At 70.5% G+C, this 26,577-nt stretch carries 29 protein-coding genes; 12 read left to right on the top strand and 17 right to left on the bottom strand.

What is annotated here, in order from left to right; genetic code table 11:
- Window positions 1-64 precede the first annotated feature (64 nt).
- Both BR39_RS0107075 and ybaK read left to right on the top strand, forming a co-directional pair.
- Complete coding sequence (locus BR39_RS0107075) at window positions 65-2,536, top strand: exo 1,3/1,4-beta-D-glucan glucohydrolase (RefSeq protein ID WP_029909130.1); 2,472 nt, start codon at window positions 65-67, stop codon at window positions 2,534-2,536.
- Window positions 2,537-2,730: 194 nt separating this feature from the next.
- Window positions 2,731-3,204: a Cys-tRNA(Pro) deacylase gene (gene ybaK / locus BR39_RS0107070; protein ID WP_029909128.1), complete on the top strand. Its 474-nt coding sequence runs from the start codon at window positions 2,731-2,733 to the stop codon at window positions 3,202-3,204.
- On the opposite strand, the gene BR39_RS0107065 is transcribed toward ybaK, so the two are convergent.
- Window positions 3,201-4,154, bottom strand: coding sequence for a bifunctional helix-turn-helix transcriptional regulator/GNAT family N-acetyltransferase (locus tag BR39_RS0107065; protein ID WP_029909126.1), 954 nt, complete (start codon window positions 4,152-4,154; stop codon window positions 3,201-3,203). The genes ybaK and BR39_RS0107065 overlap by 4 nt on opposite strands.
- Before the next feature lie 365 nt (window positions 4,155-4,519).
- Between BR39_RS0107065 and BR39_RS0107060 the strand changes: the two genes are divergently transcribed.
- Window positions 4,520-5,548, top strand: coding sequence for a hypothetical protein (locus BR39_RS0107060; RefSeq protein WP_029909124.1), 1,029 nt, complete (start codon window positions 4,520-4,522; stop codon window positions 5,546-5,548).
- Between the two features lie 83 nt (window positions 5,549-5,631).
- Here BR39_RS0107060 and gyrB read toward each other — a convergent pair whose 3' ends face one another.
- The 6 genes from gyrB to BR39_RS0107030 form a co-directional block, all read right to left on the bottom strand.
- A complete protein-coding gene (gyrB, locus tag BR39_RS0107055; RefSeq protein WP_035018262.1) occupies window positions 5,632-8,052 on the bottom strand; it encodes a DNA topoisomerase (ATP-hydrolyzing) subunit B in 2,421 nt (806 codons plus the stop codon).
- A 59-nt stretch (window positions 8,053-8,111) separates the two neighbouring features.
- Complete coding sequence (gene recF, locus BR39_RS0107050) at window positions 8,112-9,275, bottom strand: DNA replication/repair protein RecF (RefSeq protein ID WP_029909120.1); 1,164 nt, start codon at window positions 9,273-9,275, stop codon at window positions 8,112-8,114.
- A gap of 41 nt (window positions 9,276-9,316) precedes the next feature.
- Window positions 9,317-9,472, bottom strand: coding sequence for a hypothetical protein (locus tag BR39_RS26700; protein ID WP_197026651.1), 156 nt, complete (start codon window positions 9,470-9,472; stop codon window positions 9,317-9,319).
- A gap of 90 nt (window positions 9,473-9,562) precedes the next feature.
- Window positions 9,563-10,312: an SDR family NAD(P)-dependent oxidoreductase gene (locus BR39_RS0107040; protein WP_029909118.1), complete on the bottom strand. Its 750-nt coding sequence runs from the start codon at window positions 10,310-10,312 to the stop codon at window positions 9,563-9,565.
- A gap of 96 nt (window positions 10,313-10,408) precedes the next feature.
- On the bottom strand, window positions 10,409-11,113 hold the full coding sequence (locus BR39_RS0107035; protein ID WP_029909116.1) for a hypothetical protein: 705 nt from the start codon (window positions 11,111-11,113) through the stop codon (window positions 10,409-10,411).
- A gap of 225 nt (window positions 11,114-11,338) precedes the next feature.
- Window positions 11,339-11,713, bottom strand: coding sequence for a VOC family protein (locus BR39_RS0107030; RefSeq protein WP_029909113.1), 375 nt, complete (start codon window positions 11,711-11,713; stop codon window positions 11,339-11,341).
- 156 nt (window positions 11,714-11,869) lie between these two features.
- Between BR39_RS0107030 and BR39_RS27260 the strand changes: the two genes are divergently transcribed.
- Window positions 11,870-11,998, top strand: coding sequence for a hypothetical protein (locus tag BR39_RS27260; RefSeq protein ID WP_255347291.1), 129 nt, complete (start codon window positions 11,870-11,872; stop codon window positions 11,996-11,998).
- 127 nt (window positions 11,999-12,125) lie between these two features.
- Here BR39_RS27260 and BR39_RS0107020 read toward each other — a convergent pair whose 3' ends face one another.
- From BR39_RS0107020 to msrA, 4 genes are all read right to left on the bottom strand, one after another.
- Entirely contained in the window at window positions 12,126-12,725 is a 600-nt protein-coding gene (locus tag BR39_RS0107020) for a hypothetical protein (protein ID WP_029909112.1), read from the bottom strand.
- Window positions 12,722-13,378: a hypothetical protein gene (locus tag BR39_RS0107015; RefSeq protein ID WP_156035604.1), complete on the bottom strand. Its 657-nt coding sequence runs from the start codon at window positions 13,376-13,378 to the stop codon at window positions 12,722-12,724. The genes BR39_RS0107020 and BR39_RS0107015 overlap by 4 nt, the downstream gene beginning before the upstream one ends.
- 172 nt (window positions 13,379-13,550) lie before the next feature.
- Window positions 13,551-14,669 carry a DNA polymerase III subunit beta gene (gene dnaN, locus BR39_RS0107010; protein WP_029909108.1) on the bottom strand — a complete coding sequence of 373 codons (1,119 nt, stop codon included), beginning with the start codon at window positions 14,667-14,669 and terminating at the stop codon, window positions 13,551-13,553.
- A 150-nt stretch (window positions 14,670-14,819) separates the two neighbouring features.
- Window positions 14,820-15,338: a peptide-methionine (S)-S-oxide reductase MsrA gene (gene msrA / locus BR39_RS0107005; protein ID WP_029909106.1), complete on the bottom strand. Its 519-nt coding sequence runs from the start codon at window positions 15,336-15,338 to the stop codon at window positions 14,820-14,822.
- Between the two features lie 95 nt (window positions 15,339-15,433).
- Here msrA and BR39_RS0107000 point away from each other — a divergent pair, with 95 nt between their 5' ends.
- The gene (locus BR39_RS0107000; protein ID WP_029909104.1) at window positions 15,434-15,904 is read left to right on the top strand and encodes a low molecular weight protein-tyrosine-phosphatase; all 471 of its coding nucleotides are present in this window, start codon (window positions 15,434-15,436) and stop codon (window positions 15,902-15,904) included.
- A 150-nt stretch (window positions 15,905-16,054) separates the two neighbouring features.
- Here BR39_RS0107000 and grpE read toward each other — a convergent pair whose 3' ends face one another.
- Both grpE and hrcA read right to left on the bottom strand, forming a co-directional pair.
- Entirely contained in the window at window positions 16,055-16,672 is a 618-nt protein-coding gene (grpE, locus tag BR39_RS0106995) for a nucleotide exchange factor GrpE (protein WP_029909102.1), read from the bottom strand.
- Window positions 16,673-16,679: 7 nt separating this feature from the next.
- Window positions 16,680-17,756 (bottom strand): heat-inducible transcriptional repressor HrcA, encoded by a 1,077-nt coding sequence (gene hrcA, locus BR39_RS0106990; protein ID WP_029909100.1) that lies wholly within the window; start codon window positions 17,754-17,756, stop codon window positions 16,680-16,682.
- Between the two features lie 111 nt (window positions 17,757-17,867).
- Between hrcA and rph the strand changes: the two genes are divergently transcribed.
- Entirely contained in the window at window positions 17,868-18,584 is a 717-nt protein-coding gene (gene rph / locus BR39_RS0106985) for a ribonuclease PH (RefSeq protein ID WP_029909099.1), read from the top strand.
- 38 nt (window positions 18,585-18,622) lie between these two features.
- Here rph and BR39_RS0106980 read toward each other — a convergent pair whose 3' ends face one another.
- Window positions 18,623-18,853, bottom strand: coding sequence for a helix-turn-helix transcriptional regulator (locus BR39_RS0106980; RefSeq protein ID WP_029909097.1), 231 nt, complete (start codon window positions 18,851-18,853; stop codon window positions 18,623-18,625).
- Window positions 18,854-18,876: 23 nt separating this feature from the next.
- On the bottom strand, window positions 18,877-19,410 hold the full coding sequence (locus BR39_RS0106975) for a DUF2975 domain-containing protein (protein WP_029909095.1): 534 nt from the start codon (window positions 19,408-19,410) through the stop codon (window positions 18,877-18,879).
- A 574-nt stretch (window positions 19,411-19,984) separates the two neighbouring features.
- Here BR39_RS0106975 and rdgB point away from each other — a divergent pair.
- The 5 genes from rdgB to BR39_RS0106945 all read left to right on the top strand — a co-directional run bounded on the left by rdgB (window position 19,985) and on the right by BR39_RS0106945 (window position 24,069).
- Window positions 19,985-20,590, top strand: coding sequence for an RdgB/HAM1 family non-canonical purine NTP pyrophosphatase (gene rdgB / locus BR39_RS0106965; RefSeq protein ID WP_029909093.1), 606 nt, complete (start codon window positions 19,985-19,987; stop codon window positions 20,588-20,590).
- A 138-nt stretch (window positions 20,591-20,728) separates the two neighbouring features.
- A complete protein-coding gene (gene hemW, locus BR39_RS0106960; RefSeq protein ID WP_029909091.1) occupies window positions 20,729-21,877 on the top strand; it encodes a radical SAM family heme chaperone HemW in 1,149 nt (382 codons plus the stop codon).
- A gap of 100 nt (window positions 21,878-21,977) precedes the next feature.
- Window positions 21,978-22,847 (top strand): 16S rRNA (cytidine(1402)-2'-O)-methyltransferase, encoded by an 870-nt coding sequence (rsmI, locus tag BR39_RS0106955; RefSeq protein ID WP_029909089.1) that lies wholly within the window; start codon window positions 21,978-21,980, stop codon window positions 22,845-22,847.
- Window positions 22,844-23,257: a YraN family protein gene (locus BR39_RS0106950; RefSeq protein ID WP_029909087.1), complete on the top strand. Its 414-nt coding sequence runs from the start codon at window positions 22,844-22,846 to the stop codon at window positions 23,255-23,257. The genes rsmI and BR39_RS0106950 overlap by 4 nt, the downstream gene beginning before the upstream one ends.
- On the top strand, window positions 23,254-24,069 hold the full coding sequence (locus tag BR39_RS0106945) for a SirB1 family protein (RefSeq protein WP_029909086.1): 816 nt from the start codon (window positions 23,254-23,256) through the stop codon (window positions 24,067-24,069). Before BR39_RS0106950 ends, BR39_RS0106945 begins: the two co-directional genes overlap by 4 nt.
- A gap of 84 nt (window positions 24,070-24,153) precedes the next feature.
- On the opposite strand, the gene BR39_RS0106940 is transcribed toward BR39_RS0106945, so the two are convergent.
- Together BR39_RS0106940 and BR39_RS0106935 are read right to left on the bottom strand one after the other, a co-directional pair.
- Window positions 24,154-25,161, bottom strand: coding sequence for an NAD(P)-dependent alcohol dehydrogenase (locus BR39_RS0106940; protein ID WP_029909085.1), 1,008 nt, complete (start codon window positions 25,159-25,161; stop codon window positions 24,154-24,156).
- A gap of 122 nt (window positions 25,162-25,283) precedes the next feature.
- Complete coding sequence (locus tag BR39_RS0106935; RefSeq protein ID WP_029909084.1) at window positions 25,284-25,745, bottom strand: MarR family winged helix-turn-helix transcriptional regulator; 462 nt, start codon at window positions 25,743-25,745, stop codon at window positions 25,284-25,286.
- Window positions 25,746-25,912: 167 nt separating this feature from the next.
- Between BR39_RS0106935 and BR39_RS0106930 the strand changes: the two genes are divergently transcribed.
- Window positions 25,913-26,485, top strand: a complete 573-nt coding sequence (locus tag BR39_RS0106930) for a hypothetical protein (RefSeq protein WP_029909082.1) — start codon at window positions 25,913-25,915, stop codon at window positions 26,483-26,485.
- The last annotated feature ends 92 nt before the right edge of the window (window positions 26,486-26,577 follow it).

The following is a 26,577-nucleotide window of genomic DNA, read 5'->3' as shown; positions in this document are numbered from 1 at the left end:
GGTTCTTTGCCGCGCAATGTCCGCCCGCGCACCTGTCGCGCGGGCCGCTTCTCGAAGGTGTTGAATGACCGTTTCGCCTCGTCGCCTGCTGATTTCGGCCCTCGTCGCCTCGACCGGCTTGGCTGGCACGGCCGCCTTCGCCCAGTCGAACCCGGCGGCGTCGACCGTCGCCCATCCGGCGCAGTGGCCCGCGGCGGCCAGCCCGGCGGCGATCACCGACGCCAAGACCGAGGCCTTCATCACCCAGCTGATGGCCAAGATGAGCGTCGAGGAGAAGGTCGGGCAGACCATCCAGGGCGACATCGCCTCGATGACCCCGGCCGATCTCGAGAAATATCCGCTGGGCTCGATCCTGGCCGGCGGCAACTCGGCGCCCGGCGGCGACGACCGCGCCCCGCCGAAGGCCTGGATCGACCTGGTCGACGCCTATCGCGAGGAAGCCCTGGCCCCGCGCCCCGGCCACACCCCGATCCCGATCATGTTCGGCATCGACGCCGTGCACGGACACAACAACATCGTCGGGGCCACGATCTTCCCGCACAACATCGGCCTGGGCGCCATGCGCGACCCCGCCCTGATCCGCCGCATCGGCCAGGCCACCGGCGAGGAGGTGGCGGTGGTCGGCGGCGACTGGACCTTCGGCCCAACCGTGGCCGTGCCGCGCGACGACCGCTGGGGCCGCAGCTATGAGGGCTACGCCGAGGATCCCGAGGTGGTGAAGTCCTATTCCGGCCCCATGACCCTGGGCCTGCAGGGCGAGCTGAAGCCCGGCCAGACCCTGGGCGCCGGCCACATCGCCGGCTCGGCCAAGCACTTCCTGGCCGACGGCGGCACCGAGGACGGCAAGGACCAGGGCGACGCCCGGATCTCCGAACAGGAGCTGGTGGCCATCCACGCCCAGGGCTATCCGCCCAGCATCGACGCCGGCATCCTGACGGTGATGGCCTCGTTCTCCAGCTGGAACGGCCAGAAGATCACCGGCAACAAGACCCTGCTGACCGACGTGCTCAAGGGCAGGATGGGCTTCCAGGGCTTCGTGGTCAGCGATTGGAACGCCCACGGACAATTGCCGGGCTGCACCAACACCAGCTGCCCGCAGGCGATGAACGCGGGCCTGGACATGTACATGGCCCCCGACAGCTGGAAGGGCCTCTACGACAACACCCTGGTCCAGGTGAAGTCGGGCGAGATCCCGATGGCGCGGCTGGACGACGCCGTGCGCCGCATCCTGCGGGTCAAGGTCAAGGCCGGGCTGTTCGAGCGCGTGGCGCCGACCGTCCAGGGCAAGCTCGACCGCCTGGGCGCGGCCGATCACCGGGCCATCGCCCGCGAGGCCGTGGCCAAGTCGCTGGTGCTGCTGAAGAACGACGGCGTGCTGCCGGTCAAGCCGGGCGCCAGGGTGCTGGTGGCCGGCGCCGCCGACGACATCGGCAAGGCCTCGGGCGGCTGGACCCTGACCTGGCAGGGCACGGGCAACAAGAACAGCGACTTCCCGCACGGCCAGTCGATCTGGGGCGGGATCGAGCAGGCGGTGACGGCGGCCGGCGGCCAGGCCGAGCTGGCGCCGAACGGCCAGTTCAAGACCAAGCCCGACGTCGCCATCGTCGTGTTCGGCGAAGACCCCTACGCGGAGTTCCAAGGCGACGTCGCCCACCTGGGCTATCAGCTGGGCGACAAGACCGACCTGGCCCTGCTCAAGAAGCTGAAGGCGCAGGGGATCCCGGTCGTCTCGGTGTTCCTGTCGGGCCGCCCGCTGTGGGTGAACCCCGAGATCAACGCCTCGGACGCCTTCGTGGCCGCCTGGCTGCCGGGCAGCGAAGGCGGCGGCGTCGCCGACGTGCTGGTGGCGGGCAAGGGCGGCAAGCCCGCCCGCGACTTCCAGGGCAAGCTGGGCTTCTCGTGGCCCAAGCGCGCCGACCAGGGTCCGCTGAACCGCGGCCAGCCCGGCTACGACCCGCAGTTCGCCTACGGCTACGGCCTGTCCTACGCCCAGCCCGGCCAGGTCGGGACCCTGGCCGAGGACCCGGGCAACGTGGCCGCCGCCGGCAGCGTCGACCGCTACTTCGTCGACGGCCGCCTGCCCGCGCCGTGGCGGATGGACTTCCTGGGGGCGGGATCGGTCAAGACGATCGACGCCGGGGCCCAGGAGAACGCCCGTCAGGTCGCCTGGACCGGCCAGGGCATGCTGGCCATCCACGGTCCGCCGGTCGACCTGTCGCGCCAGACCACCGGCGATATGGCGGTGATGGTCCGTTATCGGATCGACGCCCCGCCGGCCGCCCCGGTGACGATGAGCATCGGCTGCGCCGACGACGCCTCGTGCGCCGGCACCCTGGACGTCTCGAACCTGGTCAAGGCCGCCAAGCCGGGCGAATGGCGCAGCGCCAAGATCAAGCTGTCCTGCTTCCAGGCGGTCGGCGCCAAGATGGACCACGTCACCGCCCCGTTCGTGATCGGCACGACCGCGCCGTTCGGGGTCTCGCTGACCGAGGTGCGCCTGGCCTCCAACGAGGGCGACGCGATCTGCCCGAAGTAGGGCTCACCCTTTCGTTGTCATCCCGGAAGCCTCGCAGAGGCTGTCCGGGACCCAGGTGGACCGCACCGCATTGGCCCAGTCCCCTGGATCCCGGACAGCCTCTGCGAGGCTTCCGGGATGACAACGGAGGGTTTGCCTAAGTGTGGGTGTCCTGGCTCTGGCTCGGCGCGGGCGGGCTTGGCTATAGTGACGCCATGTCCCGCACCACGCCCGCCACCCAGACCCTGACCAAGGCCGGGGTCGACTTCACCGTCCACGCCTACGACTACGACCCGGACGCCGACAGCATCGGCCTGGCCGCCGCCGCGGCCCTGGGCGAGGATCCCGGCCGGGTGCTCAAGACCCTGATGGCTCTGGTCGACGGCAAGCCGGTGCTGGTCATCGTGCCCTCCGACCGCGAGGTGGCCATGAAGAAGCTGGCCGCCGCCGTCGGCGGCAAGTCGGCCCAGATGATGAAGCCCGCCGACGCCGAACGGTTCAGCGGCTACAAGGTCGGCGGCATCAGCCCCTTCGGCCAGAGGAAGGCCCTGCCGGCGGTGATCGAGGCCGACGCCCTGGCGGAGGATCGCGTCTACATCAACGGCGGCCAGCGCGGCCTGCAGGTCCGGCTGGACCCGAACGCGGCCAAGACTGTGCTGAAGGCCGTGGCGGCGCAGGTTTCGGCCTAACCCCGATACCGCATCGCCACGTCGCACCGCTCGTAGCGGCTGCCGAACAGGGCCATGATCTCGGCGTCGTGCTGGAAGCCCAGCTTCTCGTAGAGATGGATGGCCGCCGCGCACTTCTTGTTGGTCAGCAGGTAGAGCCGGTCGGCCACGCCCATGGCCTTGGCGCGCTCGATCGCCGCCGCCAGCAGGAACTCGCCGACCTTGCGGCCGCGCGCCGCCTCCAGCACGCCCATCTTGGTCAGCTCGTACCAACCGTCCTTCATCCGCATGATCGCGCAGGTGCCCACCACGCCCAGGTCGGGCGTCCGGGCGAACAGCACTGCCCCGCCCCTGTCGATGATCAGGCCGCGCGGGTCTTCCAGCAGGCGGATGTCGTTCTCCTCGAGGGCGAACATCCGCGAGATCCATTCGGCGTTGATGTCGTGGAAGGCCTGGGCCAGGTCGTCGGCGTAGTCGAGGACGGTCAGGCCGTCGGCCGCCCGGACGCGGTCCAGCAGCGACCGGGCATCCAGCCCGGCCTCCACCCCCGCGATCTGGTCCAGCAGGGCCTGTTCCCGTCCGCCGCACAGCTGCGACACCGCCGCGGCCACGCGCGGCCAGACCTCGCGCTGGGCGTCGCCGATCACCCGCGCGCCTTCGTCGGTCAGGGACAGGGTCTTGTGGCGCATGTCGCGGGCCTCGCGGCTGACGGCCAGCAGCCCCTGGTCCACCAGGCCCTGGACGGTGCGGGTGATGGTCGGCTGGCTAATCCCCAGCCGCTGGGCCAGGGCCCCGATCGTCAGGGCGCCGTCGCGCTTCAGGGCGCCGAGCACCACCTGCTGGGCCGGCTGGATCGGCAGGTCGTGGGCCTGGAGCACGGCGGTGGCCTCGGCCTGCAGCCGGTCGGAAAGCCGCTTGAGCCGGCTGCCCAGGAAGGCGGGTCCGAGGTCGGCGAGGGTGTCCTGGGTCATGGCGGCCTCAAATGTATATAGCGTGCTATATGTATGCCTATACGAGGAGCCGCGCAAGCGCCCGCCCGACAGGCGCGGTCGGCCGGTCGCGTTCATCGAACCGTGTCCTTCGAGCCACAAGGCCGAGGCCAAGTCGCCTCCGACCGCGCGGACGCCTTGTCCGCGCCCGACGATTCGTGAGATCAGCGCCTTCCGTCCAGCGCCCAACTCAGGAAGCCGCCGCCGCATGACCTTGAACGCCGCCCAGCCATACAAGCCACCGATCCCGGTGCGATGGCGCGCGTCGTGCGAGCCGCGCCCGCTTCGTCCGCAAGACCACCAACACCGCTAGCGACGACCGCCCCGGCCGTCGCCGGGAGCTATCGATGACCACCCTCGTTCTGGCCCAGGCGACCGAGCTCGCCTCGCCCCTGCTGCGCCTGATCGCGCCCGCCTATGCGGGCGTGCTGGCCGCCCTGTGGCCCGCGCCGCATACGCCCTTCGTCACCGCCCCGACGGCGCGACGACACCTGATCTGCCTGATGCTGGCGACGGAGGCCGCCGAAAAGCATGGGGGCCGGCCGCCGGTCGACGTCGACCTGCTGCTCGAGGCCCCGCTGCGCAAGGCCGTGCGCCTGGTGTTGGATCCGGCCCCCGAGGGCCTGGCCCGGGCGCTGGAGCGGCTGGGCGAGATCGCCTGGACGCCCGAGGACTACCGCGTCCTGGTCGCCCTGCTGGCCGATCCCAAGCCGGCCAAGACCCTGCGCCACGCCGACCGGATCGATCCGCTGCAGGTGCGGACCCTGGGCGCCCTGCCGCGACCGCTGCGCGACGCCGGCGGGGCGGCCGTGCGGGTCAGCGCCGCCCAGGCCAAGCTGCTGGCCGAGGCCCATGCCCTGCTGGCCCGCCGCCTGCCCGAGGCGGTGCTGGCCGAGCGGATCGCCGTCTGGACCCGCGCGCCCACCGCCAAGACCCTGTTCAACCTGGTGGCCGACGACTTCCGCCGCGAACTGCCCAAGCCGCCTCATCCGGGTACGGAGCGTCTGCGGCCGCTGGAGACCGTGGCGGCCATCCGCGACGCCGCCCGCCGCTACCGCAACTGCCTGGCCAACTATGTGGACGCGGCCGTCGACCGCCGCTGCGCCATCTACGAATGGCTGCCGGCCCCCGGCGCGGTGATCGAACTGACGCCCGACACCTATTTCGGCTGGCGGCTGGACCAGGCGCGGCTGGAGAACAACAAGTCGGTCGACGACGCCACCCGCGCCGCCATCGTCGAGGAGCTGCGCGGCATGGGCATCCACGTCGGCCGCAGCGCCTGGCAGATCCGCCACGCCTTGGAACGCGCCGGCTCGCCGGGGTTCGAACTGGAGTCCGTGGACGCCGCGATCGCGGACTATTTCACGGACGACTGAGGCCGCCGGCCTGGAAGTCCGAAAACGCGAAAGGGGCCGGCTCGCGCCGACCCCTCGAGCTTCGGTCGTCGGCGAGGCCGACGCTAGACGTCCACCTCCGCGTCCAGGGCGTTCTCCTGGATGAACTCCCGCCGCGGCTCGACCAGGTCGCCCATCAGGCGGCTGAACATGTCGTCGGCGTCGTCGGCGTGGTTGACGCGGACCTGCAGCAGGGTGCGGGCCTCGACGTCGAGGGTGGTTTCCCACAGCTGCTCGGGGTTCATCTCGCCCAGGCCCTTGTAGCGCTGGATCGACAGGCCCTTGCGGCCGGCGTCCAGCACCGCGCCGACCAGGTCGAGCGGGCCGCGCACGGTGGTCGATTTGTCCTTGCGGCGGAAGATCGCCGAGCCCGAGAAGACCTCGGCCAGGGCGCCGGCGCGTTCGGCCAGGCGGCGGGCGTCGGCGGCGTGCAGCAGGCCGTCGTCCAGGACCACGGTCTCGGTGACGCCGCGACGGATGCGCTTGAAGACGAAGGCGGTGTCGCCGCGCTCGCCCGACCACGGGCCGTCGCCTTCTTCCGCATACAGATCAAGGCGTCTGGCCGCGGCGGCGATGTCGGGCTTGTCGCCGAACAGGCCGGCCAGGGCCGCCTGCTCGACGGCGAAGGCCGGGGCGCGCTGGGCCAGGCGATCGATGTTGCCCTTGGCCTGGCGGGCCAGCTGGACCAGGGCCAGGAGGTCCGCGCCGGTGCGGCGCTCGCCGCCGGCCAGGTCCAGCTCGGCGCCGTCCACGCCCTCGTCCACCAGGAAGGCGTCCATCTCGGCGTCGTCCTTCAGGTAGCGCGACGACTTGCCCTTGGCGGCTTTGTAGAGCGGCGGCTGGGCGATGTAGATGTAGCCGCGCTCGATCAGCTCCGGCATCTGCCGGTAGAAGAAGGTCAGCAGCAGGGTGCGGATGTGGGCGCCGTCGACGTCGGCGTCGGTCATCAGCACGATCTTGTGGTAGCGCACCTTGTCCGGGTTGAAGTCGTCGCGGCCGATGCCGGCCCCCAGGGCCGTGATCAGCGTGCCGATCTGGTCGGACGACAGCATCTTGTCGAAGCGGGCGCGCTCGACGTTCAGGATCTTGCCGCGCAGGGGCAGGACGGCCTGGTTGTCGCGGTTGCGGGCCTGCTTGGCCGAGCCGCCGGCCGAGTCGCCCTCGACGATGAAGATCTCGGACTTGGCCGGGTCGCGTTCGGAGCAATCCGCGAGCTTTCCCGGCAACGAAGTGATGTCGAGGGCGCTCTTGCGGCGGGTCAGTTCGCGGGCCTTGCGGGCCGCTTCACGGGCCGCGGCGGCCTCGGCGATCTTGGAGACGATGGCCTTGGCCTCGTTCGGGTGCTCCTCGAACCAGGTGGCCAGGCCTTCCTGCACCAGGCTCTCGACGGCCGGCCGCACTTCGGACGAAACCAGCTTGTCCTTGGTCTGCGAGCTGAACTTGGGGTCCGGCACCTTGACCGACAGCACGCAGGTCAGGCCTTCGCGGGCGTCCTCGCCCCCGACATTGACCTTCTCCTTCTTGGTGATGCCCGAGCTCTCGGCGTAGTTGGTGATGATGCGCGTCAGCGCGCCCCGGAAGGCCGACAAGTGCGTGCCGCCGTCCCGCTGGGGGATGTTGTTGGTGAAGCACAGCATGTGCTCGTGGTAGCTGTCGTTCCACCAGACGGCCAGGTCGACCTCGACCTTGTCCTTCTTGCCGCGGATGACGATCGGGGTCTTCAGCAGCGGGGTCTTGGCCTTGTCCAGGTGGCGCACGAAGGCCTCGATGCCGCCCTCGTAGTGCAGCTTCTCGACCCACGGCTCGGCGTCGCGCTCGTCCTTGAACCAGATGGTCACGCCCGAGTTCAGGAACGCCAGCTCGCGCAGGCGGTGCTCCAGGGTCTTCCGGTCGAAATCGATGAAGGCGAAGGTGTCCTTGGACGGGAAGAAGGTCACCTCGGTGCCGGTCAGCACCTCGCCGGCCTTGGGGCCCTCGGTGCGGACGGGCGAGTCGCCGGTCACCTTCAGCGAGGTCACCGCGTCGCCGCGCTCGAAGCGCATCTGGTGGCTGTGGCCGTCGCGGTGGATCTTCAGTTCCAGCCAGTCGCTGAGCGCGTTGACCACCGACACGCCCACGCCGTGCAGGCCGCCCGAGACCTTGTAGCTGTTCTGGTCGAACTTACCGCCGGCGTGCAGCTGGGTCATGATGACCTCGGCCGCGCTGACGCCCTCGCCCTCGTGGATGCCCACCGGGATGCCGCGGCCGTCGTCGGTGACCGTCACCGAGCCGTCCGCGTTGAGGATCACCTCCACCTTGGTGGCGTGGCCGGCCAGGGCCTCGTCGATGGCGTTGTCGACCACCTCGTAGACCATGTGGTGCAGGCCCGAGCCGTCATCGGTGTCGCCGATGTACATGCCGGGGCGCTTTCGCACCGCGTCCAGGCCCTTGAGCACCTTGATGGAATCGGCGCCGTACTCGCCCGTCATCACTTCGGGGGCCGACATCTCCGAGCCGTCCGCCGTCGTCAGGCGATCTTCCGAGTTTTGGCCTTTGGTCTCTTCGGTCATACGTCTTCCAATGCGGTCAGGCCCCGTTCGCTGACGCGAACGCCCAGAGCCCGACCTTTCAGATGGTCGAACAGCGACTCGTCGGTGCCTGTCAGAAAAGCCTGCAGGCCGAGCGCCGTGATTTCGTCGGCCAGGGCGGCTCGCCTTTTCAGGTCGAGATGCGCGGCGACTTCGTCGAGCAACACTATAGGATTCGGGGCGTCCTTCGCACGCGAAAGTCGCGAGGCCTGCGCCAAAACCAGGTTCAGAATCAGCGCTTTCTGCTCCCCGGTCGAACATTCGGCGGCCGGACGGTCCTTGTCGACGTGATGGATGGCCAGATCGCCCCGGTGCGGGCCGGTCAGGGCGCGTCCGGCGGCCCCGTCGCGGGGCCTCGCGGCGGCCAGGGCGGCGGCCAGGCGATGCTCGATCTCGGCGGCGTCCGCGCCCTCCAGCGCCATGGCTTCCCACTCGCCGGTCAGGGCCAGGCGGGCGCGGGGGAAGGGGCGGTCGCCGCGGGTGTCGATCTCGGCCTGCAGGGCCAGCAGGGTGCGGGCCCGGGCCCCCGCCATCAGGGCGCCGGCCTGGCCGAGGCGGGCCTCCAGCGCCGTCAGCCACACGGTGTCGGCCGGCTGGCCGCTCTCGGCGGCGTCGGTCAGCAGCCGCATGCGCTCGCGCTGGGCCTTGTCGTAGGCGTTGGCGTGGCGGGCGTGGTCGGGCTCGCCGGCGAACACCAGGCGGTCGAAGAACTTGCGGCGCTCGGAGGCGGCCTCGAGGAACAGCCGGTCCTGGGCCGGGGTCAGCCAGATCGGCCGCACGTGGTCCGCGAGGCGGCCGGGCGGGACGGTCTCGCCCTCGATGCGGACGACCCGGCGGGCGGCGCCGGCCAGCTCGACGCCGGTGCCCAGGCGGACGGGCTCGTCTTCGCCAGACTGGGCTTCCGCCGCCACGGCCCAGGCCCGGCCGACGGTCTCGCCGGGCAGGCGCCGGCCCACCTCGGTCAGGCTGGAGCCGCGCAGGCCCTTGCCGGGCGACAGCAGGCTGATCGCCTCCAAGAGGTTGGTCTTGCCCGCCCCGTTGGCCCCGAACAGATACACGCTGGCGCCGTCCGGCCGCAGGGTCGCGCGCTCGTACGAGCGGAAGTCGGTCAGGGTTAGGGACAGCAGGGCGGCGCGGCTCACCGGGGGGTTCTAGCCTATTCGCGCCGCAGCGCTAAATGCGATCAGCCCTGGTCGCGGCGCCGGCTGAACCCGGCGTGGGCCACCAGGCGGGGCGGTCCGCGCAGGGCGTGGGCCAGGTGCGGCCCCACCAGCAGGACCAGGAGCCAGGCGGCTCCGCTGAAGAGGACGGCGGCGAGTCTTTCCCAGGCCAGGCGCATGGCGATCTCCTTGCGGGATGCAACCGCTCTGCGCCTGGATCGTGGCGGACGCGCGTTGGGATGGAGACGGAATCTTGGCTCGGGCCAGGCCTAGCGCTCCTGGTCTGTCGAGCGCATCAGGATCTCGTTGATCATCACGTGGGGCGGGCGGCTGACGGTGTAGAGGATGGCGTCGGCCACGTCCTCGGCGGTCAGCTGGCGCATGGCGGCGGCCGACTTGTTGACGGCGCTCTGGACGGCCGGCACGGCGATGTGGTCGCGCAGCTCGGTGGCGGCCATGCCGGGCGAGATCACCGACACTCGGATATTGTCCTTGTGGACCTCCTTGCGCAGGGCTTCCGAGAAGCCCGCCACGCCGAACTTGGTGGCCGAATAGGCCGCCGCCATCGGATTGGCGACGTGGGCCGCGGTCGAGGCGATGTTGACGATGTGGCCGTCCTTGCGGGCGGTCATGCCGGGCAGGGCGGCCTGGGTGGCGGCGATCAGGCCCAGCAGGTTCAGCTCCAGCATCGAGCGCCAGCGGGCGAGGTCGGCCGTGGCCACGGGCTCCAGGTACATGACCCCTGCGTTGTTGATCAGGATGTCCAGCCGACCGAACGCGGCCTCGGCCTCGCGGACCGCGCGCTGGGCTTGGTCTTCCTGGGTGAAGTCGGCGACGATCACGTGGGCCTCGCCGCCGGCGGCCTGGATGCGCGCGGCCAGGTCGCGCAGGCGGTCCTCGCGGCGGGCGGCCAGGGCCACCTTGGCGCCGGCCTTGGCCAGGCCCAGGGCCACGGCCTCGCCGAAGCCCGACGACGCGCCGGTGACCAGGGCCGCGCGGCCGCTCAAATCCATGCTCATGAGATGCTCCTCGCCGGCGCCGAACGCGTCCGGCGAGGATATAGGGGCTCAGGTCCGGATCGGCATCAAGGGCCCGCTCCAGACGTGCGGAACCTTCTACTTGTCGGCCTCCTGGTCGCCGGGATCCTTGAACTTCTCCGCCGCCGCCGCGCCGGCGTTCTCGGCCAGGCTGCTCAGGAAGGCGGCGGCCGCGGTGGCGGCGATGCCGGCCATGGCGTTGCGCAGCTTCCGGGAGTTCGACTTGGTCCCCTTCTGCGGAGCGGCCTGCGGTGCGGTCTCGGCCGCCGCGGCGACCTCCTCCTCCGGCGCGGCGGGCTCGGGCAGGGCCTCGTCCACCATCGCGCTGGGCGGCGGGGTCGAGTCCTCCGGGGGCTTGCCGATGAACTTGCCGGAGACGCCGGCCGAGCCCGCGACAAAGATCGGCCTTTGCAGGTCCTGGCCGCAGGTGCGCAGGGCTTCGCTGGCGGGTTGGCGCCACGCCTCCCACGCCCTGGTCCCCTCGTAGCGATCCGGCAGGGAGGCCAGGGCCACCCTGCCCCTGGCGGGCAGGTCCTTTTGCGCGATCTTGCAGGCGCTGGCGGCGATCAGGAAATCGACCTGCGGCGTGCCGCCCGCCTTGTGGCGGTAGGGCACGAGCGTGTTGAAGGCGCGCTCGTACTCCCAGTTCTCGAAGAAGGCCCGGCCTCGCTGGACTTCGGGAGGATCGACGGGCCTGGCGGCCTTTGCGGCCAGGGCGGGAGCGGGCGGGCAGGCCGCGATCAGGGCGACGGCGACCAGACCGGATTTGAGGCGAGAGGTCATGGGCTGTTCCTTGGCTTTAAGGAACCCGCGCGGACGATCGGGGCGTCGCCGTCGCGGAGGGCTTCCTTGGTCCGGCCGTGACCGTGCCTCGACGCCGCCCGGCTGGCTGTGACGTGCCTCTCTCCATTTATGTGCGATTGCGCACATCGAGTTCGGGAGCAAAAACGGGCGCTCCCAGGCGCCCGTTTCCGCCTCATCGCCATGGCGCCAGCTCAGCTGGTGGCGTCAGCCGAACTTGTAGCCGCACAGCTTGTTGCCATCGAGGTCGCGGAAATAGGCGAAATAGGCGCCCGGCATCCGCTCGCCCGGGCCGCCCTCGCACGAGCCGCCCAGTTCGATGGCCCGGGCGTGGAAGGCGTCGACCTCCTCGCGGGTCTCGAAGTCGAACCCGCCCATCATGCCGTTGCCGACGCAGGCCGGATTGCCGTCGTACGGACCCAGCACCCCGAACAGGCCCGTGCCCTTGCCGCGATAGAGCCGCCCGCCGGACGGATGGTCATAGACCCCCTTCATGCCGATCGAGCCCAGCAGGTCGTCGTAGAAGGCCTTGGCCGCCTCCAGCTTGTTCGAGCCGACCGTCATGTAGCTGATCTTCGCCATGCGCTTCTCCCGTTTTCTTATGAAACGGACATTAGCATGGGCGACGGGGGCGACAAGAACGGGCCAATATGTGACGATCGCGTAACACCGGAGGTTGCTTGCGCGAGTCATTATGTCGCGCATGAATAACGGTAACAAACCCTGGGGAGGGGGCACGTGAAACTCAAGGCTTTGGGCGCTCGGCGCCAATGGTGGCGGGACCACCCGGAACTCGGCGTCGCCACCGGCTGGGCGATCGTCTGCGGCGCGCTGTGGCTGGCCGTGCGGGTGCTGGGCATCGCCTGAAGGCCGTCTTCGGACCGGGGCGTGGTCCCAGGACGTCCGTCGTGCGCCTTCCCTTCCATCTCTAGGACATGAAGGCCGACGCGCGACGGGCGTCGCGGAGGTCATGCTCGCATGTGTGCGAGCGGTCCTACTGCCGGTTCAGCGCCCCGGCGGCGCCGAGCTTGGCCGCCGCCGGGGCCTGGACCGAACCGTTCCGCAGGGCGCTGGTCGCGCCGGCGTCGCGCAACGCCGTGTTCCCCGGGGCGGCGAGGGTCGCGTCGGCCGCCGTCGCGGCGGTTCCCTTGTCCAGGCTCGAAGCCGCCAGGTCCTTCAGGAAGGCCTCCATGAAGGTCCCGGAGGTGCCGCCGGTCATGGCGGCGTAGTTCGTCGGCTTCTGCGCGCCCCGTCCGCAGTTCGATTTGTACCATTCGATGAGTTGGTTCGTCGGGGCGTCCACCTTGTAGCGGGTGGGCAGGAACGTCAGGCCGGACTTGCCCCAGGCCGGCAGGCCCGGATAGTCGATCCGGCAGGCGCTGGCGGAGAGCATGAAGTCCACCTTCAGCGTCCCGGGCGTCCTGGCCCGGTACGGCTTGAGGGTCCTGAAGGCCATCTCATAGTTCTTGCTGTTGAAGTAGGCGCCGCCTTGGGCGACCTCGGCGGGTTCGGCCGCGGCCGCCGCCGCCGGCAGGGACGCCGTGAGGATCAGGGCGAGAGCGATCGCTCCCGGCCCGCGAAGGGAATGGGTCATGACTTGCTCCTTTGGCTCTCTGGGACCTGCTCGGGCAGGCATTTGAAGGGATCGGTCTCGCCTGGCGGGCATGGGGGCGAGGGGTCTGGAAGGCCCGGATCGGCCACGACGCCGAGCGGGTTCCCGCCGTGGTAGTAGATGGCCGCGTCCTGGGTGCTGGCCTGGCCGGGGATGGCGATGGTCAGCGCCATCAGGACCGTGCCGAGCATGGCCAGGACGATGCCGGGCGAGGCGCTGGAAAGGGCGAAACCCAGCTTGTGGCCGGCGACTTCCGCCGTGCCCGAGGCCTGGCTGGCTTGGGGTTCTTCCAGCTTGCCCAGAACGAAGGTCGCGCCCACCAGGGCCAGCAGCATGCCGGTGATGAAGCCGACGAAACGGGTCCACAGGCGGGCCCGCACGATCAGCGAGGCCTGGTCGTAGCGCCGCTCGATGAGGTAGCGCTCCAGCGCCAGGGCCGCCTTGGCGTCGTCGCCCAGTCCAGCGGGCAGGGCGCCCAGGGCCTCGATCCCGCCCCGAGGCGCGGCCAACTGGTCGTCCATCGCCACGAAACGCCACAGCACGACGGCGCTGAAGAACACCGCCGCCCCGACGACGAACGCCATCATCAGCGGCAGAAGCCGCAACTGCCACGTCTCGTGCGTCTTTCTGGCCATGGGAACCTCGGGAGACCGTGGTCACGTTCGACCGCGATCTTGCCGCGAGGCGCCTCGCGCCGATGTGGCGTAAGGTGCGCCATTCGTGTGCGAATACACACATCTGGTGTGGTCCAGGCAGCAAAACGGGCGCACGCGGCGCCCGTTCTCCTTCCGGCGATGTCGGCGGGGCTTAGACCCGCAGCGGCATCAGCACGTACTTCACGCCGGGGTCCGTCGGATCGACCACCAGGGTGGGCGAGGCCGGGTCGGCGAAGCGGAACTCGGCGATCGGGCCGCCGATCTGACCGCAGACATCCAGCAGGTAGCGGGCGTTGAAGCCGATCTCGAAAGCCTCGCCGTCGTAGTCGACCTCGACCTCTTCCACGGCCTGGCCGGCCTCCATGTTGCGCACGGTCAGGGTGATGCGGCCCGGCTCGACGGCCAGCTTCACCGAACGGCTCTTCTCGGCCGAGATGGTGGCAACACGGTCGACGGCCTTGGCGAACAGGTCGTTGTCCAGGGTCAGGATCTTGGCGTTGTCGCGCGGGATGACGCGCAGATAGTCCGGGAAGGCGCCGTCGATGACCTTGGAGGTCAGGGCCGCGCGGCCGAACTCGAAGCGGATCTTCTGGGCGCTGATCTGCAGGTCGACCTGCTCGCCGGCCGATTCCATCAGGCGGCGGGCCTCCTGGATGGTCTTGCGGGGCACGATCACGCCGGGCAGGCCGGCGGCGCCCTCAGGGGCGTCCATCTCGGCCAGGGCCAGGCGGTGGCCGTCGGTGGCCACGGCGCGCAGCTTGGTCACGCCGCCGTCGTTGACGGTGTGCAGGTACAGGCCGTTCAGATAGTAGCGGGTCTCTTCGGTCGAGATCGCGAAGCGGGTCTTGTCGATCAGCCGGATCAGCTCGTTGGTGTCGACAGAGATGCGGCCCGACAGGCCATCGCTGCTCATCACCGGGAAGTCGCCGGCCGGCAGGACCGGCAGGTTGAAGCGCGAGCGGCCGGCCTGGATCACCAGACGGGGGTCGTCGCCGCTGAAGCTGAGCGAGACGTCCGAGCCGTCGGGCAGCTTGCGGACGATTTCATAGAGCGTGTGGGCCGGGGCGGTGATCTGGCCGGGCTGGTCGATCTGGGCCAGGCCCTCGTCGATGATCTCCATGTCCAGGTCGGTGGCCGAGAACGACAGGGTGTCGCGGTCGGCCGACAGCAGGATGTTCGACAGGATCGGGATGGTGTTGCGGCGTTCGACGACGCTCTGCACGTGACCCAGCGCCTTCAGCAGCGCCGCCCGCTCGATGGTAAGCTTCATATCTCGGTCCAGGTCCCAGGGCCGCCGCCGTCAGAGAGAATCCCCCCGTGGCCCCGCAATGAATGGACTTGCGACATTAGCGCAAACCGCGACCGGGGGAAGGCCCGGCCGCGGCGAAATGCGCACTGGAGCGATAGCGCGGCGGGCGGACTAGCCGACGCCGGCGCGCTCGGCCTTGGTCGGCAGCTTCCAGTCCGGCCGGATGAAGTGGCAGGTGTAGCCGTTGGGGATGCGCTCCAGGTAATCCTGGTGCTCGGGCTCGGCCTCCCAGAACGGTCCGGCGGGGGCGACCTCGGTCACCACCTTGCCCGGCCACAGGCCCGAGGCGTCGACGTCCTCGATGGTCTCCTCGGCCACGCGCTTCTGCTCGTCGTCCAGGTAGAAGATCGCCGAGCGGTAGCTGAGGCCCTTGTCGTTGCCCTGGCGGTTCAGGGTGGTCGGGTCGTGGATCTGGAAGAAGAACTCCAGGATCCGGCGATAGCTGATCACGGCCGGGTCGAAGACGATCTCGATCGCCTCGGCGTGGGTGCCGTGGTTGCGGTAGGTGGCGTTGGGCACGTCGCCGCCGGAATAGCCGACGCGGGTCTTGATCACCCCGGGATAGCGGCGCAGCAGGTCCTGGACGCCCCAGAAACAGCCGCCGGCGAGGATCGCGGTTTGCGTGGTCATGGGAAGTCGGCCTTTCGTCAGGAGAATGGGCGAGGCTACATGTTGGGCCTGCCGAGGCCGCGCGCAAGCGGCCCGCACATCGCCGAAGGTTGCCCGTGCCGCGTCCCGCCGTCCTGTTCGTCTGTCTCGGAAACATCTGCCGCTCGCCCCTGGCCGAGGCGGCCTTCCGCCGCGAGGTCGAGCGGCGGGGCCTGGAGGTCGAGATCGATTCGGCCGGCACCGGGTCCTGGCACGTGGGCCACCCGCCCGACCGCCGGGCCCAGGCGACGGCGCTGCGCAACGGCGTCGACATCGCCCACTACCGCGGCCGGCAGGTGAAGCCCGAGGACTTCCGCCGGTTCACCCACGTCGTGGCGCTGGATCGCGACAACCTCGCCGACCTGAAGCGCATCCGGCCGTCTGACGCGACGGCGGAGCTGTTGCTGCTGCTGGACGCGGTCGAAGGCCGCCAGGGCAAGTCGGTGGCCGATCCGTACTACGGCGAGGACAAGGACTTCGACACGACCTGGGCGGATGTGGTGGCGGGGGCCAAGGGGCTGGCGGATTTGATCGAGGGAGAAAGCTGAGCGCTCTCCCGCACTCCAAATGCTGTCATCCCGGAAAGCGCGCAGCGCTTGTCCGGGACCCAGGACCGCCGCACTGCCTTCGCCCAGTCCCCTGGGTCCCGGACAGCCTCTGCGAGGCTTCCGGGATGACAACGGATTTTGCGGTTGAGACTAAGCCTTGGTGTCGAACGAACCGCCCGTATCCGCGCCGTTGCTGGCGTAGGGGTTGGGGGCGGCGGTCGGTTCGGCCGGGGCGTCCGGGCCGGTCGAGCCCTTGGCGGCCACGGCGACCATGGCCGGGCGGACCAGGCGGCCCATCAGCTCGTAGCCGGCCTGCAGAACCTGGATGACGCCGCCGGCGGCGACCTCGTCCGAGGGCTGCTCCATCACCGCCTGGTGCAGATGCGGGTCGAACTTCTCGCCCTTGCCCGGGTCGATCTTCTTCAGGCCGTTGCGTTCGAAGGCGCTCTGCAGCTCCTTCTCGGTCATCTCGACGCCGATGATGAAGTTGCTGACCGCCGCGTCCTGCGACTCGCGCGGGCTGTGGGCGGTGGCGCGCGACAGGTTGTCGGCCACGCCGAGAAGGTCGCGGGCGAACTTCTGGATCGCGTAGGCGCGGGCGTCGTTCATCTCGCGCTCGGCCCGACGCTTGGTGTTCTCGGCCTCGGCGGCGAAACGCAGCGCCTGGTCCTTGAGGGCGGCCACTTCCAGCTGCAGCGCCTCGATTTCCTGCGCGGCGTCGTCGGCCTCGAAGGCCACGTCCTCGGCCGGCGTTTGTTCGTCGGTCATCTAGTCCTCATCCGTCCATCATCCGCCCGAGCACCCGGGCGGTATAGTCCACCAGCGGGATCACCCGAGCGTAGTTCAAGCGGGTGGGGCCGATCACGCCGATCGCCCCCAGCACCTTCTGTCGGCCCGTCATATAGGGCGCCGCGATCAGGGAGGAACCCGAAAGCGAAAAGAGTCGCGTTTCGGCCCCGATGAAAATGCGCACGCCCTCGGCCGTCCTCACGTCGTCCAGCAGGCCGATCAGCTGGCCCTTCTGCTCCAGGTCGTCGAACAGCCGGCGCACGCGCTCCAGGTCCTCCCGGGCGCTGGCGTCGGCCAGCAGGTTGGCGCGGCCCCGCACGATCAGGGCGCGATCGGGGTCCTCGCCGCCGCTCCAGGCGGCCAGGCCGTCCTCGACCAAACGCGCCGCCGCGGCGTCCAGTTCACGCCGGGCCGTGTCCAGCTCGGCGGCCATCTCGACCTTGGCCTCGTTCAGGGTGCGGCCGCGCAGGCGGGCGTTGAGGAAGTTCGAGGCCTCCTGCAGGGCGGCCGGGGTGACGCCGGCGGCGCGCCGCATCAGCCGGTTCTCCACCGCGCCGTCGTCGAACACCATGATCGCCAGCGCTTGGTCGGCGCCCAGGGCCACGAACTCCACGTGCTTGACCCCGCCCTCGCGGACCGGGGCGACCACCACCCCGGCGCCGCCGGCCAGGCCCGACAGGATGGCGCTGGCCTCGCCCATGGCCTCCTCGAATGAGCGGCCGTGGGCGAACAGGCGCGACTCGATGATGCGCCGCTCCTCCTCGCCGATGTCGCCCACCTCCAGCAGGCCGTCGACGAACATCCGCAGGCCCGCATGGGTGGGGATGCGGCCGGCGCTGGTGTGGGGGGCGTCCAGCAGGCCCAGCTGGGCCAGGTCCTGCATGGTGTTGCGGATCGAGGCCGGCGACAGCTGCACCCCGCCGCGCGAGATCGTCCGCGATCCGACCGGTTCGCCGGTCTCCAGATAGGATTCGACCACCCGCCGGAAGATGTCGCGGGCGCGGGCGTCCAGGTCCGTGAGGCTGGGAGTCTGTGCGGAAAACCCCGAAAAGAGCTGTGTCATGTAGCCTTCGAACGCGCCTCACCCGGATGTCTCGGGCTTCGACGGGATTGGACGACCGTCTTAACTAGGATAAGCGGCCCCATCCTATCACGCAAAGCCCCGGAGTTTCCCATGCGTCCGTCCGAACGCGCCGCCGACCAAACGCGCGAAGTCACGCTGGAAACCGGCGTCAACCGCTACGCCGAAGGCTCGTGCCTGGTCAGCTTCGGCCACACCAAGGTGCTGGTCACCGCCACGGTCGAGGAAAGCGTCCCCGGCTGGCTGCGCAACAAGGGCTCGGGCTGGGTCACGGCCGAATACGGCATGCTGCCGCGCGCCACCCACACCCGGGGCCGCCGCGAGGCCGCGATCGGCAAGCAGAGCGGTCGCACCCAGGAGATCCAGCGCCTGATCGGCCGCAGCCTGCGCGCCGTGGTCGACCTCAAGGCCCTGGGCGAGCGCCAGATCAGCCTGGACTGCGACGTCATCCAGGCCGACGGCGGCACCCGCACCGCCGCCATCACCGGCGCCTGGGTCGCCCTGCGCATCGCGGTCAACTACCTGATCGAGGAAGGCGTGCTGAAGACCGACCCGATCCTGGGCCAGGTGGCGGCCGTCTCGTGCGGCGTGTTCAAGGACACCCCGGTGCTCGACCTCGACTACGAGGAAGACAGCAGCGCCGAAGCCGACAGCAACTTCGTGCTGACCAACGCCGGCGACATCGTCGAGATCCAGGCCACCGGCGAGAAGCGCGGCTTCACCCGCGCCGAGTTCGAGCAGCTGTTCGCCCTGGCCGAGAAGGGCATCGGCGAGCTGTTCGTGAAGCAGCGCGAAGCGGTTTCGAAATAGAAGATCTTTCCCTCCCCACAAGGGGGAGGGAAAACCCTTTAGTCCTCCTCGTGAGCCTCTCCCGGTCCCGGCTCGTAGGTCATCAGATCCCCCGGCTGGCAGTTCAACTCCCTGCACAGGGCGTCCAGCGTCGTGAAGCGCACGGCGCGGGCCTTGCCGGTCTTGAGGATCGACAGGTTCGCGATGGTCACGCCGACCCGGTCCGACAGCTCGGTCAGCGACATCCGCCGTTCCAGCAGGATGCGGTCCAGTTGCACGCGGATGGCCATGGGATTCTAAAGTCTCCGCGGGGTCAGATGGTCAGCTCGGCCTCCCGTCGAAGGCGCGCGCCCTCGCGGAAGACCTCGGCCAGGACGAACACCACCAGGACCGGGAACCAGGCGCTCAGGCTGAACGAGCCGTCGACGATCTTGGTGTCCGGCGCCAGCCACTTGGCCAGGGCGGCGAAGATGTAGTGGCCGATCTCGAGGGCGGCCAGGACCAGGCCCACCACCCGCAGGCGGCGGACATTGTCCGGATGGAACGGGTCGCCGGCGGTCAGGGTGGAGAACACCCGGCGCAGGCGCTCGACGATCACCATCCAGCCGCCGGACAGCAGGGCCCAGGCCCCCAGGGCGCCGGCGAACAGCGGCCCCTTGCTGATCAGCTCGTCGACCGAGCTGCCGATATGCAGTTTCGAGGTGATCAGTTCGGGATTGAAGCTGAGCAGCAGCACCGCGACCGTGAAGATCGCCAGCAGGCTGACCCAGACCCACAGGCCCACATAGATCACGTCGAGAATAATCTTCAGGAAGCTCGACACCGAGCCAGGCCCCAAGGCGCGCATCCGCTCTTCCCCTTCCCCTCACACAGAAACGCCGACCATGCCCCGGCGGATCGGGACGGGTCAAAGGCGAGCTCTCGGCCGGGGTCAGAAGGTCTTGATCGCGAAAGTCACGGCGGCGAGCGGCAGACCGGCGATCAGCGTCAGCGTGGCCAGGCGGGTGGCGACGGCGTCGACGATGCGGAACAGTCTGGCGGCGGACATGGCGGGCCTTCGGATCGGGTGGGGCGGGACCGCGCCGACATGGCGTTTCTCCCATGCGGCGAACATAGGGAGCGATTCCACGACCGCCAATGTCGCTTATCGATAAACGATATTAAACCTCTGTAATGATCGCGCTCACCGAACGGATTATCCAAGGTGTGGCGCCGGGGCCACCATGGCGACGCGCGGGCCGGGGACATGCGCTTGTGCGTGTCCCCACCAGGTGCACGGCATCGGAAGAAAAGCCGAAACGCTTTGGCCTGTTGTTGGGACACGCACACGTGCATGTCCCCGTCTGAACACGAACCTTGCGGGCGCCCGGCCAGATGGGGGAGTAGAAGCCTCGTTGGCATGATTTCCGAGGAGAGACGCGATGACGCTGAAGCTGGAAGCGGGAACGAAGCTCGTCGCGGCGACCCACAATCCGGGCAAGGCCAAGGAACTGGCCGCCCTGCTGGACGGCCGCTTCGAGGTGCTGGCGGCCGGCGCCCTGGGCCTGCCCGAGCCGGACGAGACCGAGACGACCTTCGTCGGCAACGCCCTGCTCAAGGCCCGCCACGCCGCCGACCTGTCGGGCCACATCGCCCTGGCCGACGATTCGGGCGTGTCGGTCGCCGCCCTGGACGGCGCGCCGGGCATCTATTCGGCGCGCTGGGCGGGCCCGTCCAAGGACTTCGCCGTGGCCATGGACAAGGTCGCCGAGCGCATCGAGGAGACCGGCTCGGAGGACCGCTCGGCCTGGTTCACCTGCGCCCTCGCGGTCGCGTGGCCCAACGGCGGGCCGGCGGTGGTGGTGCAGGGCGAGGTCCACGGGATCCTGACCTTCCCGCCGCGCGGCGACCGGGGCTTCGGCTACGACCCGATCTTCATCCCCAGCGGCCACGACCAGACCTTCGGCGAGATGGACCCGGCCGCCAAGGACGCCATGAGCCACCGCGCCGTGGCCTTCGCCAAGCTGAAGGCGGCGCTGTTTGAATAGAACCCCCCTTCGTTGTCATCCCGGAAGCCTCGCAGAGGCTGTCCGGGACCCAGGGGACTGGGCGAAGGCAGTGCGGTTCACCTGGGTCCCGGACAGCGCTGCGCGCTTCCGGGATGACAACCTTTGCGAGGCGTCGAGATGATCGACGCTCCTCCGCTGGGGGTTTATGTCCACTGGCCCTACTGCTCGCGCATCTGCCCCTATTGCGACTTCAACGTCGTGCGCGACCGGGGGCGGACCGACGAGCAGGCGGCCCTGGCCGACGCCATCGTCGCCGACCTCAAGGCCCAGCGCGCCCTGACCGGTCCGCGCCGGCTGCTGTCGATCTTCTTCGGCGGCGGCACGCCCTCGCTGATGGACCCGGCCCAGGTGGCGCGGGTGATCGAGACCGCCAAGGCGCTGTGGGCCCCGGTCGACGACCTGGAGATCAGCCTCGAGGCCAATCCCACCGACGCCGAGACCGACCGCTTCGAGGCCCTGGCCGCGGCAGGGGTGGCGCGGCTGTCGCTGGGCGTCCAGGCCCTGGACGACGCGGCGCTGAAGCTCCTGGGCCGCAACCACGACGCCGGCTCGGCCCGGCGGGCCCTGGCCGTGGCGGCCAAGGCCTTCCCGCGCCTGTCGGCCGACCTGATCTACGCCCGGCCCGGCCAGACGGTGGAGGCCTGGACGGCCGAGCTGTCGACCCTGATCGCCCTGGGCCCGGAACACGTCTCGCCCTACCAGCTGACCATCGAGGCGGGCACCGCCTTCGACCGCGCCGTGGGCCGGGGCAAGCTGGTCCCGCCCGACGAAGACCTGGCCGCCGCCCTGTTCGAGACCACCCAGGCCGTGCTGGAGGCCGCCGGCTTCGACGCCTACGAAGTGTCCAACCACGCCCGGGGGCAGGCCGCCCGGTCGCGCCACAACCTCGTCTACTGGCGCGGCGTCGACTATGTCGGCGTCGGTCCCGGGGCCCACGGTCGCCTGACCTTGGCCGAGGGAAAGCTGGCCACCACGGCCCGTCGGGGGATCGCCGACTATGTCCGCGCGGTCGCCGAGACCGGCGTCGGCTTCGAGCGCGAGGCGCTGACGCCGCTGGAGGCGGCCGAGGAGCGGCTGCTGCTGGGCCTGCGCATCGACGACGGCGTGGCCTTCGCCGAGGTCGCACCCCTGGGCCTGTCGCCGGACACGCCCAGGGTGAAATCCCTGGTTGAAGATGATCTTCTCGTGGACGATAGGATCAGGCTCCGCGCCACACGGTCCGGCCGTCTTGTCCTGGACCGGCTGACAGGAATGCTCGCGACCTGATAACCCTGTCGACCATGGTCTTGCGTAACCCGCGTCGTCGGCGCCTTTGTTCGTGTCGGTCCCCAGTCTCCTCGGGCCCAGTCTGTCGGAAAGTCCGCCCTTGAGCCGCCAGCTTCCTCCGCCCGCCCTGTCCGACGCGCCGTTGGCGCCGGGGCTGTATCTGGTGGCGACGCCGATCGGGAACCTGCGCGACATCACCTTGCGGGCCCTGGACGTGCTGAACGGCTGCGATGTCCTGCTGGCCGAGGACACCCGGGTGTCGGGCAAGCTGCTGGCCGCCTACGCCATCTCCAAGAAGCTGCAGCGCTACGACGAGCACGTGGCCGACCGCGAGACACCGCGCATCCTGGAGCGGCTGGAGGCTGGCGAGCGGATCGCCCTGGTCTCGGACGCCGGGACGCCGATGGTCTCCGATCCCGGCTCGCGCCTGGCCCAGGCGGCCATCGCGGCCGGCCACGCCGTGTTCCCGATCCCCGGCGCCTCGGCGGCCCTGGCGGCCCTGACCCTGGCCGGCCTGCCCACCGACCGCTTCCTGTTCGCCGGCTTCCCGCCGACCAAGACCGCCGCGCGCAAGACGTTCTTCGAGGAGCTGGCCAACACGCGCGCCACCCTGATCTTCTACGAGGGCGCCTCGCGGGTGGCCGACAGCCTGGCCGACATGGCCGCCGTGTTCGGCCCGCGCCCCGGCGCCGTGGCCCGCGAGCTGACCAAGCTCTACGAGACCTGCATCCGGGGCCCGCTCGACGTCCTGGCGGCCGATCCGCGGTTCGAGGCCCCCAAGGGCGAGATCGTCATCCTGGTCGGGCCCGGCGAGGACAAGGTCGCCAGCGCCGACGACGCCGAGGCCGCGCTGCGCGAGGCCATGACCCGCCTGCCGCTGGGCGAGGCCGCGTCCGAGGTCGCCAAGGCCCTGGGCCTGTCGCGCAAAGACCTCTACCGCCAGGCCCTGGCCCTGAAGGAGGCCGGATGAGCCTAGCCCGTCCCGCCCGCCCAGAACGTCCGATCCGGCCGGAACGGCAGGCGCGCGGGGCGGCCGCGCGGCTGTCGGGACGGCGCGCCGAGGTGGTCGCGGCCCTGTGGCTGATGGTCAAGGGCTATCGCATCCTCGGCTTCCGCCTGGCCACGCCGCTGGGCGAGATCGACCTGCTGGCGCAACGCGGCGGCGTGCTGGCCGTTGTGGAGGTCAAGAGCCGAACCAGTCTGGAGGCCGCGCTGGAAGCGGTGACCTACGAGCAGAGGGCTCGCCTGCGGCGCGCCGGCGCGCACATCGCCGCCCACCGCGCCGGCCTGCGCGACGCGACGGTGCGCCTGGACCTGATCGCCCTGGCCCCCGGCCGTCGCCCGCGCCACGTCCCCAACGCCTGGGCGGGTGACCGATGACGCGGGAAGAGGCCGAAGCCCTGCTGACCAGCGCCGGGGAATGCTCGGACAAGGCCTTCCCCCTGTTCGACGCCGCCCTGGCCTGCGCGGTGCACGACGATCCCGACCGCGACCTAGCCCCCGTGCTCGACATGGCCAAGGCCTCGATCGCCCGCCTGACCGAGCGGCTGAAGGGCGAGTCGCCCGAGGAGGCCCTGGCCGAGACCATGGCCGGCGACCTGCGCCTATCGGGTGACCTGATCACCTACGACCATCCCGACAACGCCGACGTCATCGCCGTGGCCGACCGCCGCAAGGGCCTGCCCGTGACCCTGGGCGTCTTCTACCTGCACGCCGGCCGGGCCTGCGGCCTGGACCTGCACGGCGTCGACTTCCCGGGGCACTTCCTGCTGCGCATCGAGACCGAGGAGGGGCCGCTGGCGCTCGACCCGTTCAGCGAGGGGCGGGTGGTGCTGCCGTCCGAACTGTCGCGCCGGGCCCTGCGCACCGGCCTGATGCCCGACGTCGCCGCCAAGCTGGACGTGCTGATGAGCCCGATCTCGGACCGGGCCGTGTTGATCCGTCTACAGAACACCATCTTCGCCCGCGCCCAGCAGGCCCGCGACTGGCACCGCGCCGAGCGCTCGGCCCTGCGTCGGGCCCTGCTGGACCCCACCGACCACCACCCCTGGCTGGACGTCGCCGCCGCCCGGGAGGGCCAAGGCGCCCTGGCCGGCGCGCTGCAGGCTCTGTCCCGCGCCCAGGTCCTGGACGGCGGCGCGGCCATCGCGGCCCGGGCGGCGCGCGAGCGCGTGCGGCTGCGACTGAACTAACCGGGGACATGCCCTTGGGCGTGTCCCCATGTCCTGGCGCGGAGCTCGCGGCTGGGGACACGCCGCAAGGGCATGTCCCCGTCCTCAGATATCCACCACGATCTTGCCGAAGTGGCCGCCCGAGGCCTGGTGGCGAAAGGCGTCGGCCAGTTGTTCCAGCGGGAAGCGCCGGTCCAGCACCGGACGGTAGCCCGCCACGTCGATGGCGCGGACCAGGTCCAGCTGGTGGCGGCGGCTGCCGACCGTCAGGCCGATCACCTTCAGCTGCTTGCCCATGATGGCCACCGTCGGCACCGGTCCCGCCACCCCGGCCAGGACGCCGATCAGGGCGATGTGGCCGCCGTTGCGCGCCGCCACGATCGACTGCGGCAGGGTGCCGGCCCCGCCGATCTCCAGGATGTGGTCCACCCCCCGGCCGTCGGTCAGCTTGCGCGCCGCCTTGCCCCATTCGGGCTCGGACTTGTAGTTGATCAGGTGGTCGGCCCCCAGGGCCTTGAGCCGCTCCAGTTTCTCGTCGGACGACGAGGTGGCGATCACCGTGCAGCCGAAGGCCTTGGCGATCTGCAGGCCGTAGATCGACACCCCGCCCGTGCCCTGCACCAGCACCGTCTCGCCGCCCTTCAGCGCGCCGTCGGCGACCAGGCCGCGCCAGGCCGTCACGCCGGCGCAGGTGATCGTCGCCGCCTCGGCCGGGTCCCAGCCCTGGGGCGCGCGGGTGAAGGCCGTGGCCGGGGCGACCACCCGCTCGCGGGCGTAGCCGTCGGCCCCGTCGCCCGGCACGCCGACGAAGCCGTCGTCCGGCGCCTCGCCGTCCAGCCAGCGCGGGAAGAAGGTCGAGACCGCCAGGTCGCCGACCGCGAAGCCCGTCACGCCCTCGCCCACCGCCAGCACCTCGCCGGCCCCATCGGACATCGGGATGCGCCCGTCGGCGGTCGGGATGCCGCCCAGCGCCACCAGATAGTCGTGATAGTTCAGCGAACTGGCGCGGACGCGGACCAGGATCTCGCCCGGTCCCGGCGGGCCCGGCTCGGGCAGGTCGACCAGACGCAGGGCGTCGAGGCCGGCGGGGGCCGCGATCTGGATGGCTTTCATGGGCTTGGCCTCGCTGTGAGCGTTTCCTCGAAACGAGCGTGGGCCCGGCCGCCCGGCCGTTCAAGCGGGCCGCGACGTCAACCTGGCGGCCGGGGACACGCCGCAAGGGCGTGTCCCCGACCTCAGTGCTCCGGCCGCTCGGCCACGAACCGCGCCACCGAGTCGCGGAAGGCCTGCACGTCCTTGTTCAGCTGGATCAGCCGCTCGACGCTCATCCCGGCCGAGGCGAAAAGGGTCTGGCCCAGGCACGTGCTACGGGCCTGCATGTCGCGGCCGTGGTCGGTCAGGCTGACCACCACCTGGCGCTCGTCGTCGGGATTGCGCTGGCGCGACAGCAAGCCGGCCGCCTCCATGCGCTTGACCAGGGGCGTGACGTTGCTGGAGTCCAGGCCCAGGCGCTCGGCGATCGCGCCGACGCTCTGGCCGTCGACCTCCCACAGCGCGCCCAGCACCAGGTACTGGGGATAGGTGATCTCCAGCGCGTCGAGCAGCGGCTTGTAGGCGCGGTTGATCGCCAGGCTCGCCCCGTACAAGGAGAAGCAGAGCTGGTCGTCGAGCGTGAGGGCGCGGTCGGTGTTCGACACGGGTGGACTCCTGGGAAGCGCCCTTCGCCTTAGCGTGAAAATATATGTCGTGACAAATAATGACTCGACAGGGGTCGCGTGGACCGGCTAGGTCAACTCATATGTCGCGACATCAAATGTCGCGACATTGATGCAATCCCGCGACCCCAGCCCTGACGGAGGCCAGCATGGCCAACAACACCTCCTCCTCGCGCACCGACGCCGGCGCGCTCGTGCGCTACTATCTCCTTCGCGCCGTCGTGGCCGCCGCCTGGGTGGCGGCCGCCTTCGCGATCGGCGTGGCCAATCCCGTCGCGGCGGGGGTCCTGCTGGTGCTCTATCCGGCCTGGGACGCCTTCGCGAACGCCCGGGACGCCCAGGCCAACGGCGGCTTCCGCGCCAACATCCCCCAGGCCCTCAATACCGCCGTCAGCGCCGCGGTGGCGCTGGGCGTGCTGGCCGCCCTGCGGATCGATCCGCGCCTGGTGCTGGTGCTGTTCGGCGTCTGGGCGGTGCTGGCCGGCCTGCTGCAGCTGGCCGTCGGCGTGCGCCGCTGGCGGACCTACGGCGCCCAGTGGGCGATGGTGCTGAGCGGCGCCCAGTCGGCCCTGGCCGGCGGCTTCTTCATCAAGAGCGCCGCCGCGCCCGCCATGCCGGCCATCGCCGTCGTCGCGCCCTACGCCGCGTTCGGGGCGTTCTACTTCCTGGTCTCGGCGATCCTGCTGGCCGTGACGACGCGCCGGCGCGGCGCAACGGCCTGACGCCCCTCGCATTCGCGGCCGGGCCGCCTTAACTAGGCAATCGCGGCGCGGGACCTCCCGCGCCGCCCAAGCCGATCCCCCAAGTCGATCCA

The sequence above is a fragment of the Caulobacter sp. UNC358MFTsu5.1 genome, from assembly GCF_000712075.1.
Taxonomy (GTDB): Bacteria; Pseudomonadota; Alphaproteobacteria; order Caulobacterales; family Caulobacteraceae; genus Caulobacter.
Note: the sequence above shows the minus strand (reverse complement) of the source record. Positions and strands in the feature narration are given on the sequence as shown.

Excerpts from the sequence above, each read along its gene's own strand:
- BR39_RS0107020 (WP_029909112.1), bottom strand. The coding sequence starts at position 12,725 with ATGACCCATTCCCTTCGCGGGCCGGGAGCGATCGCTCTCGCCCTGATC.
- BR39_RS0107035 (WP_029909116.1), bottom strand. The coding sequence starts at position 11,113 with ATGACCTCTCGCCTCAAATCCGGTCTGGTCGCCGTCGCCCTGATCGCG.
- BR39_RS0106945 (WP_029909086.1), top strand. The coding sequence starts at position 23,254 with ATGACGCGGGAAGAGGCCGAAGCCCTGCTGACCAGCGCCGGGGAATGC.
- hemW (WP_029909091.1), top strand. The coding sequence starts at position 20,729 with ATGATCGACGCTCCTCCGCTGGGGGTTTATGTCCACTGGCCCTACTGC.
- BR39_RS0107040 (WP_029909118.1), bottom strand. The coding sequence starts at position 10,312 with ATGAGCATGGATTTGAGCGGCCGCGCGGCCCTGGTCACCGGCGCGTCG.
- BR39_RS0107015 (WP_156035604.1), bottom strand. The coding sequence starts at position 13,378 with ATGGCCAGAAAGACGCACGAGACGTGGCAGTTGCGGCTTCTGCCGCTG.
- BR39_RS0106980 (WP_029909097.1), bottom strand. The coding sequence starts at position 18,853 with ATGGCCATCCGCGTGCAACTGGACCGCATCCTGCTGGAACGGCGGATG.
- BR39_RS0107065 (WP_029909126.1), bottom strand. The coding sequence starts at position 4,154 with ATGACCCAGGACACCCTCGCCGACCTCGGACCCGCCTTCCTGGGCAGC.
- BR39_RS0106975 (WP_029909095.1), bottom strand. The coding sequence starts at position 19,410 with ATGCGCGCCTTGGGGCCTGGCTCGGTGTCGAGCTTCCTGAAGATTATT.
- ybaK (WP_029909128.1), top strand. The coding sequence starts at position 2,731 with ATGTCCCGCACCACGCCCGCCACCCAGACCCTGACCAAGGCCGGGGTC.
- dnaN (WP_029909108.1), bottom strand. The coding sequence starts at position 14,669 with ATGAAGCTTACCATCGAGCGGGCGGCGCTGCTGAAGGCGCTGGGTCAC.
- rdgB (WP_029909093.1), top strand. The coding sequence starts at position 19,985 with ATGACGCTGAAGCTGGAAGCGGGAACGAAGCTCGTCGCGGCGACCCAC.
- BR39_RS0107030 (WP_029909113.1), bottom strand. The coding sequence starts at position 11,713 with ATGGCGAAGATCAGCTACATGACGGTCGGCTCGAACAAGCTGGAGGCG.
- BR39_RS0106950 (WP_029909087.1), top strand. The coding sequence starts at position 22,844 with ATGAGCCTAGCCCGTCCCGCCCGCCCAGAACGTCCGATCCGGCCGGAA.
- BR39_RS0106940 (WP_029909085.1), bottom strand. The coding sequence starts at position 25,161 with ATGAAAGCCATCCAGATCGCGGCCCCCGCCGGCCTCGACGCCCTGCGT.
- BR39_RS26700 (WP_197026651.1), bottom strand. The coding sequence starts at position 9,472 with ATGCGCCTGGCCTGGGAAAGACTCGCCGCCGTCCTCTTCAGCGGAGCC.
- BR39_RS0106930 (WP_029909082.1), top strand. The coding sequence starts at position 25,913 with ATGGCCAACAACACCTCCTCCTCGCGCACCGACGCCGGCGCGCTCGTG.
- BR39_RS0107060 (WP_029909124.1), top strand. The coding sequence starts at position 4,520 with ATGACCACCCTCGTTCTGGCCCAGGCGACCGAGCTCGCCTCGCCCCTG.
- grpE (WP_029909102.1), bottom strand. The coding sequence starts at position 16,672 with ATGACCGACGAACAAACGCCGGCCGAGGACGTGGCCTTCGAGGCCGAC.
- hrcA (WP_029909100.1), bottom strand. The coding sequence starts at position 17,756 with ATGACACAGCTCTTTTCGGGGTTTTCCGCACAGACTCCCAGCCTCACG.
- rph (WP_029909099.1), top strand. The coding sequence starts at position 17,868 with ATGCGTCCGTCCGAACGCGCCGCCGACCAAACGCGCGAAGTCACGCTG.
- gyrB (WP_035018262.1), bottom strand. The coding sequence starts at position 8,052 with ATGTCGGCCCCCGAAGTGATGACGGGCGAGTACGGCGCCGATTCCATC.
- msrA (WP_029909106.1), bottom strand. The coding sequence starts at position 15,338 with ATGACCACGCAAACCGCGATCCTCGCCGGCGGCTGTTTCTGGGGCGTC.
- BR39_RS0107075 (WP_029909130.1), top strand. The coding sequence starts at position 65 with ATGACCGTTTCGCCTCGTCGCCTGCTGATTTCGGCCCTCGTCGCCTCG.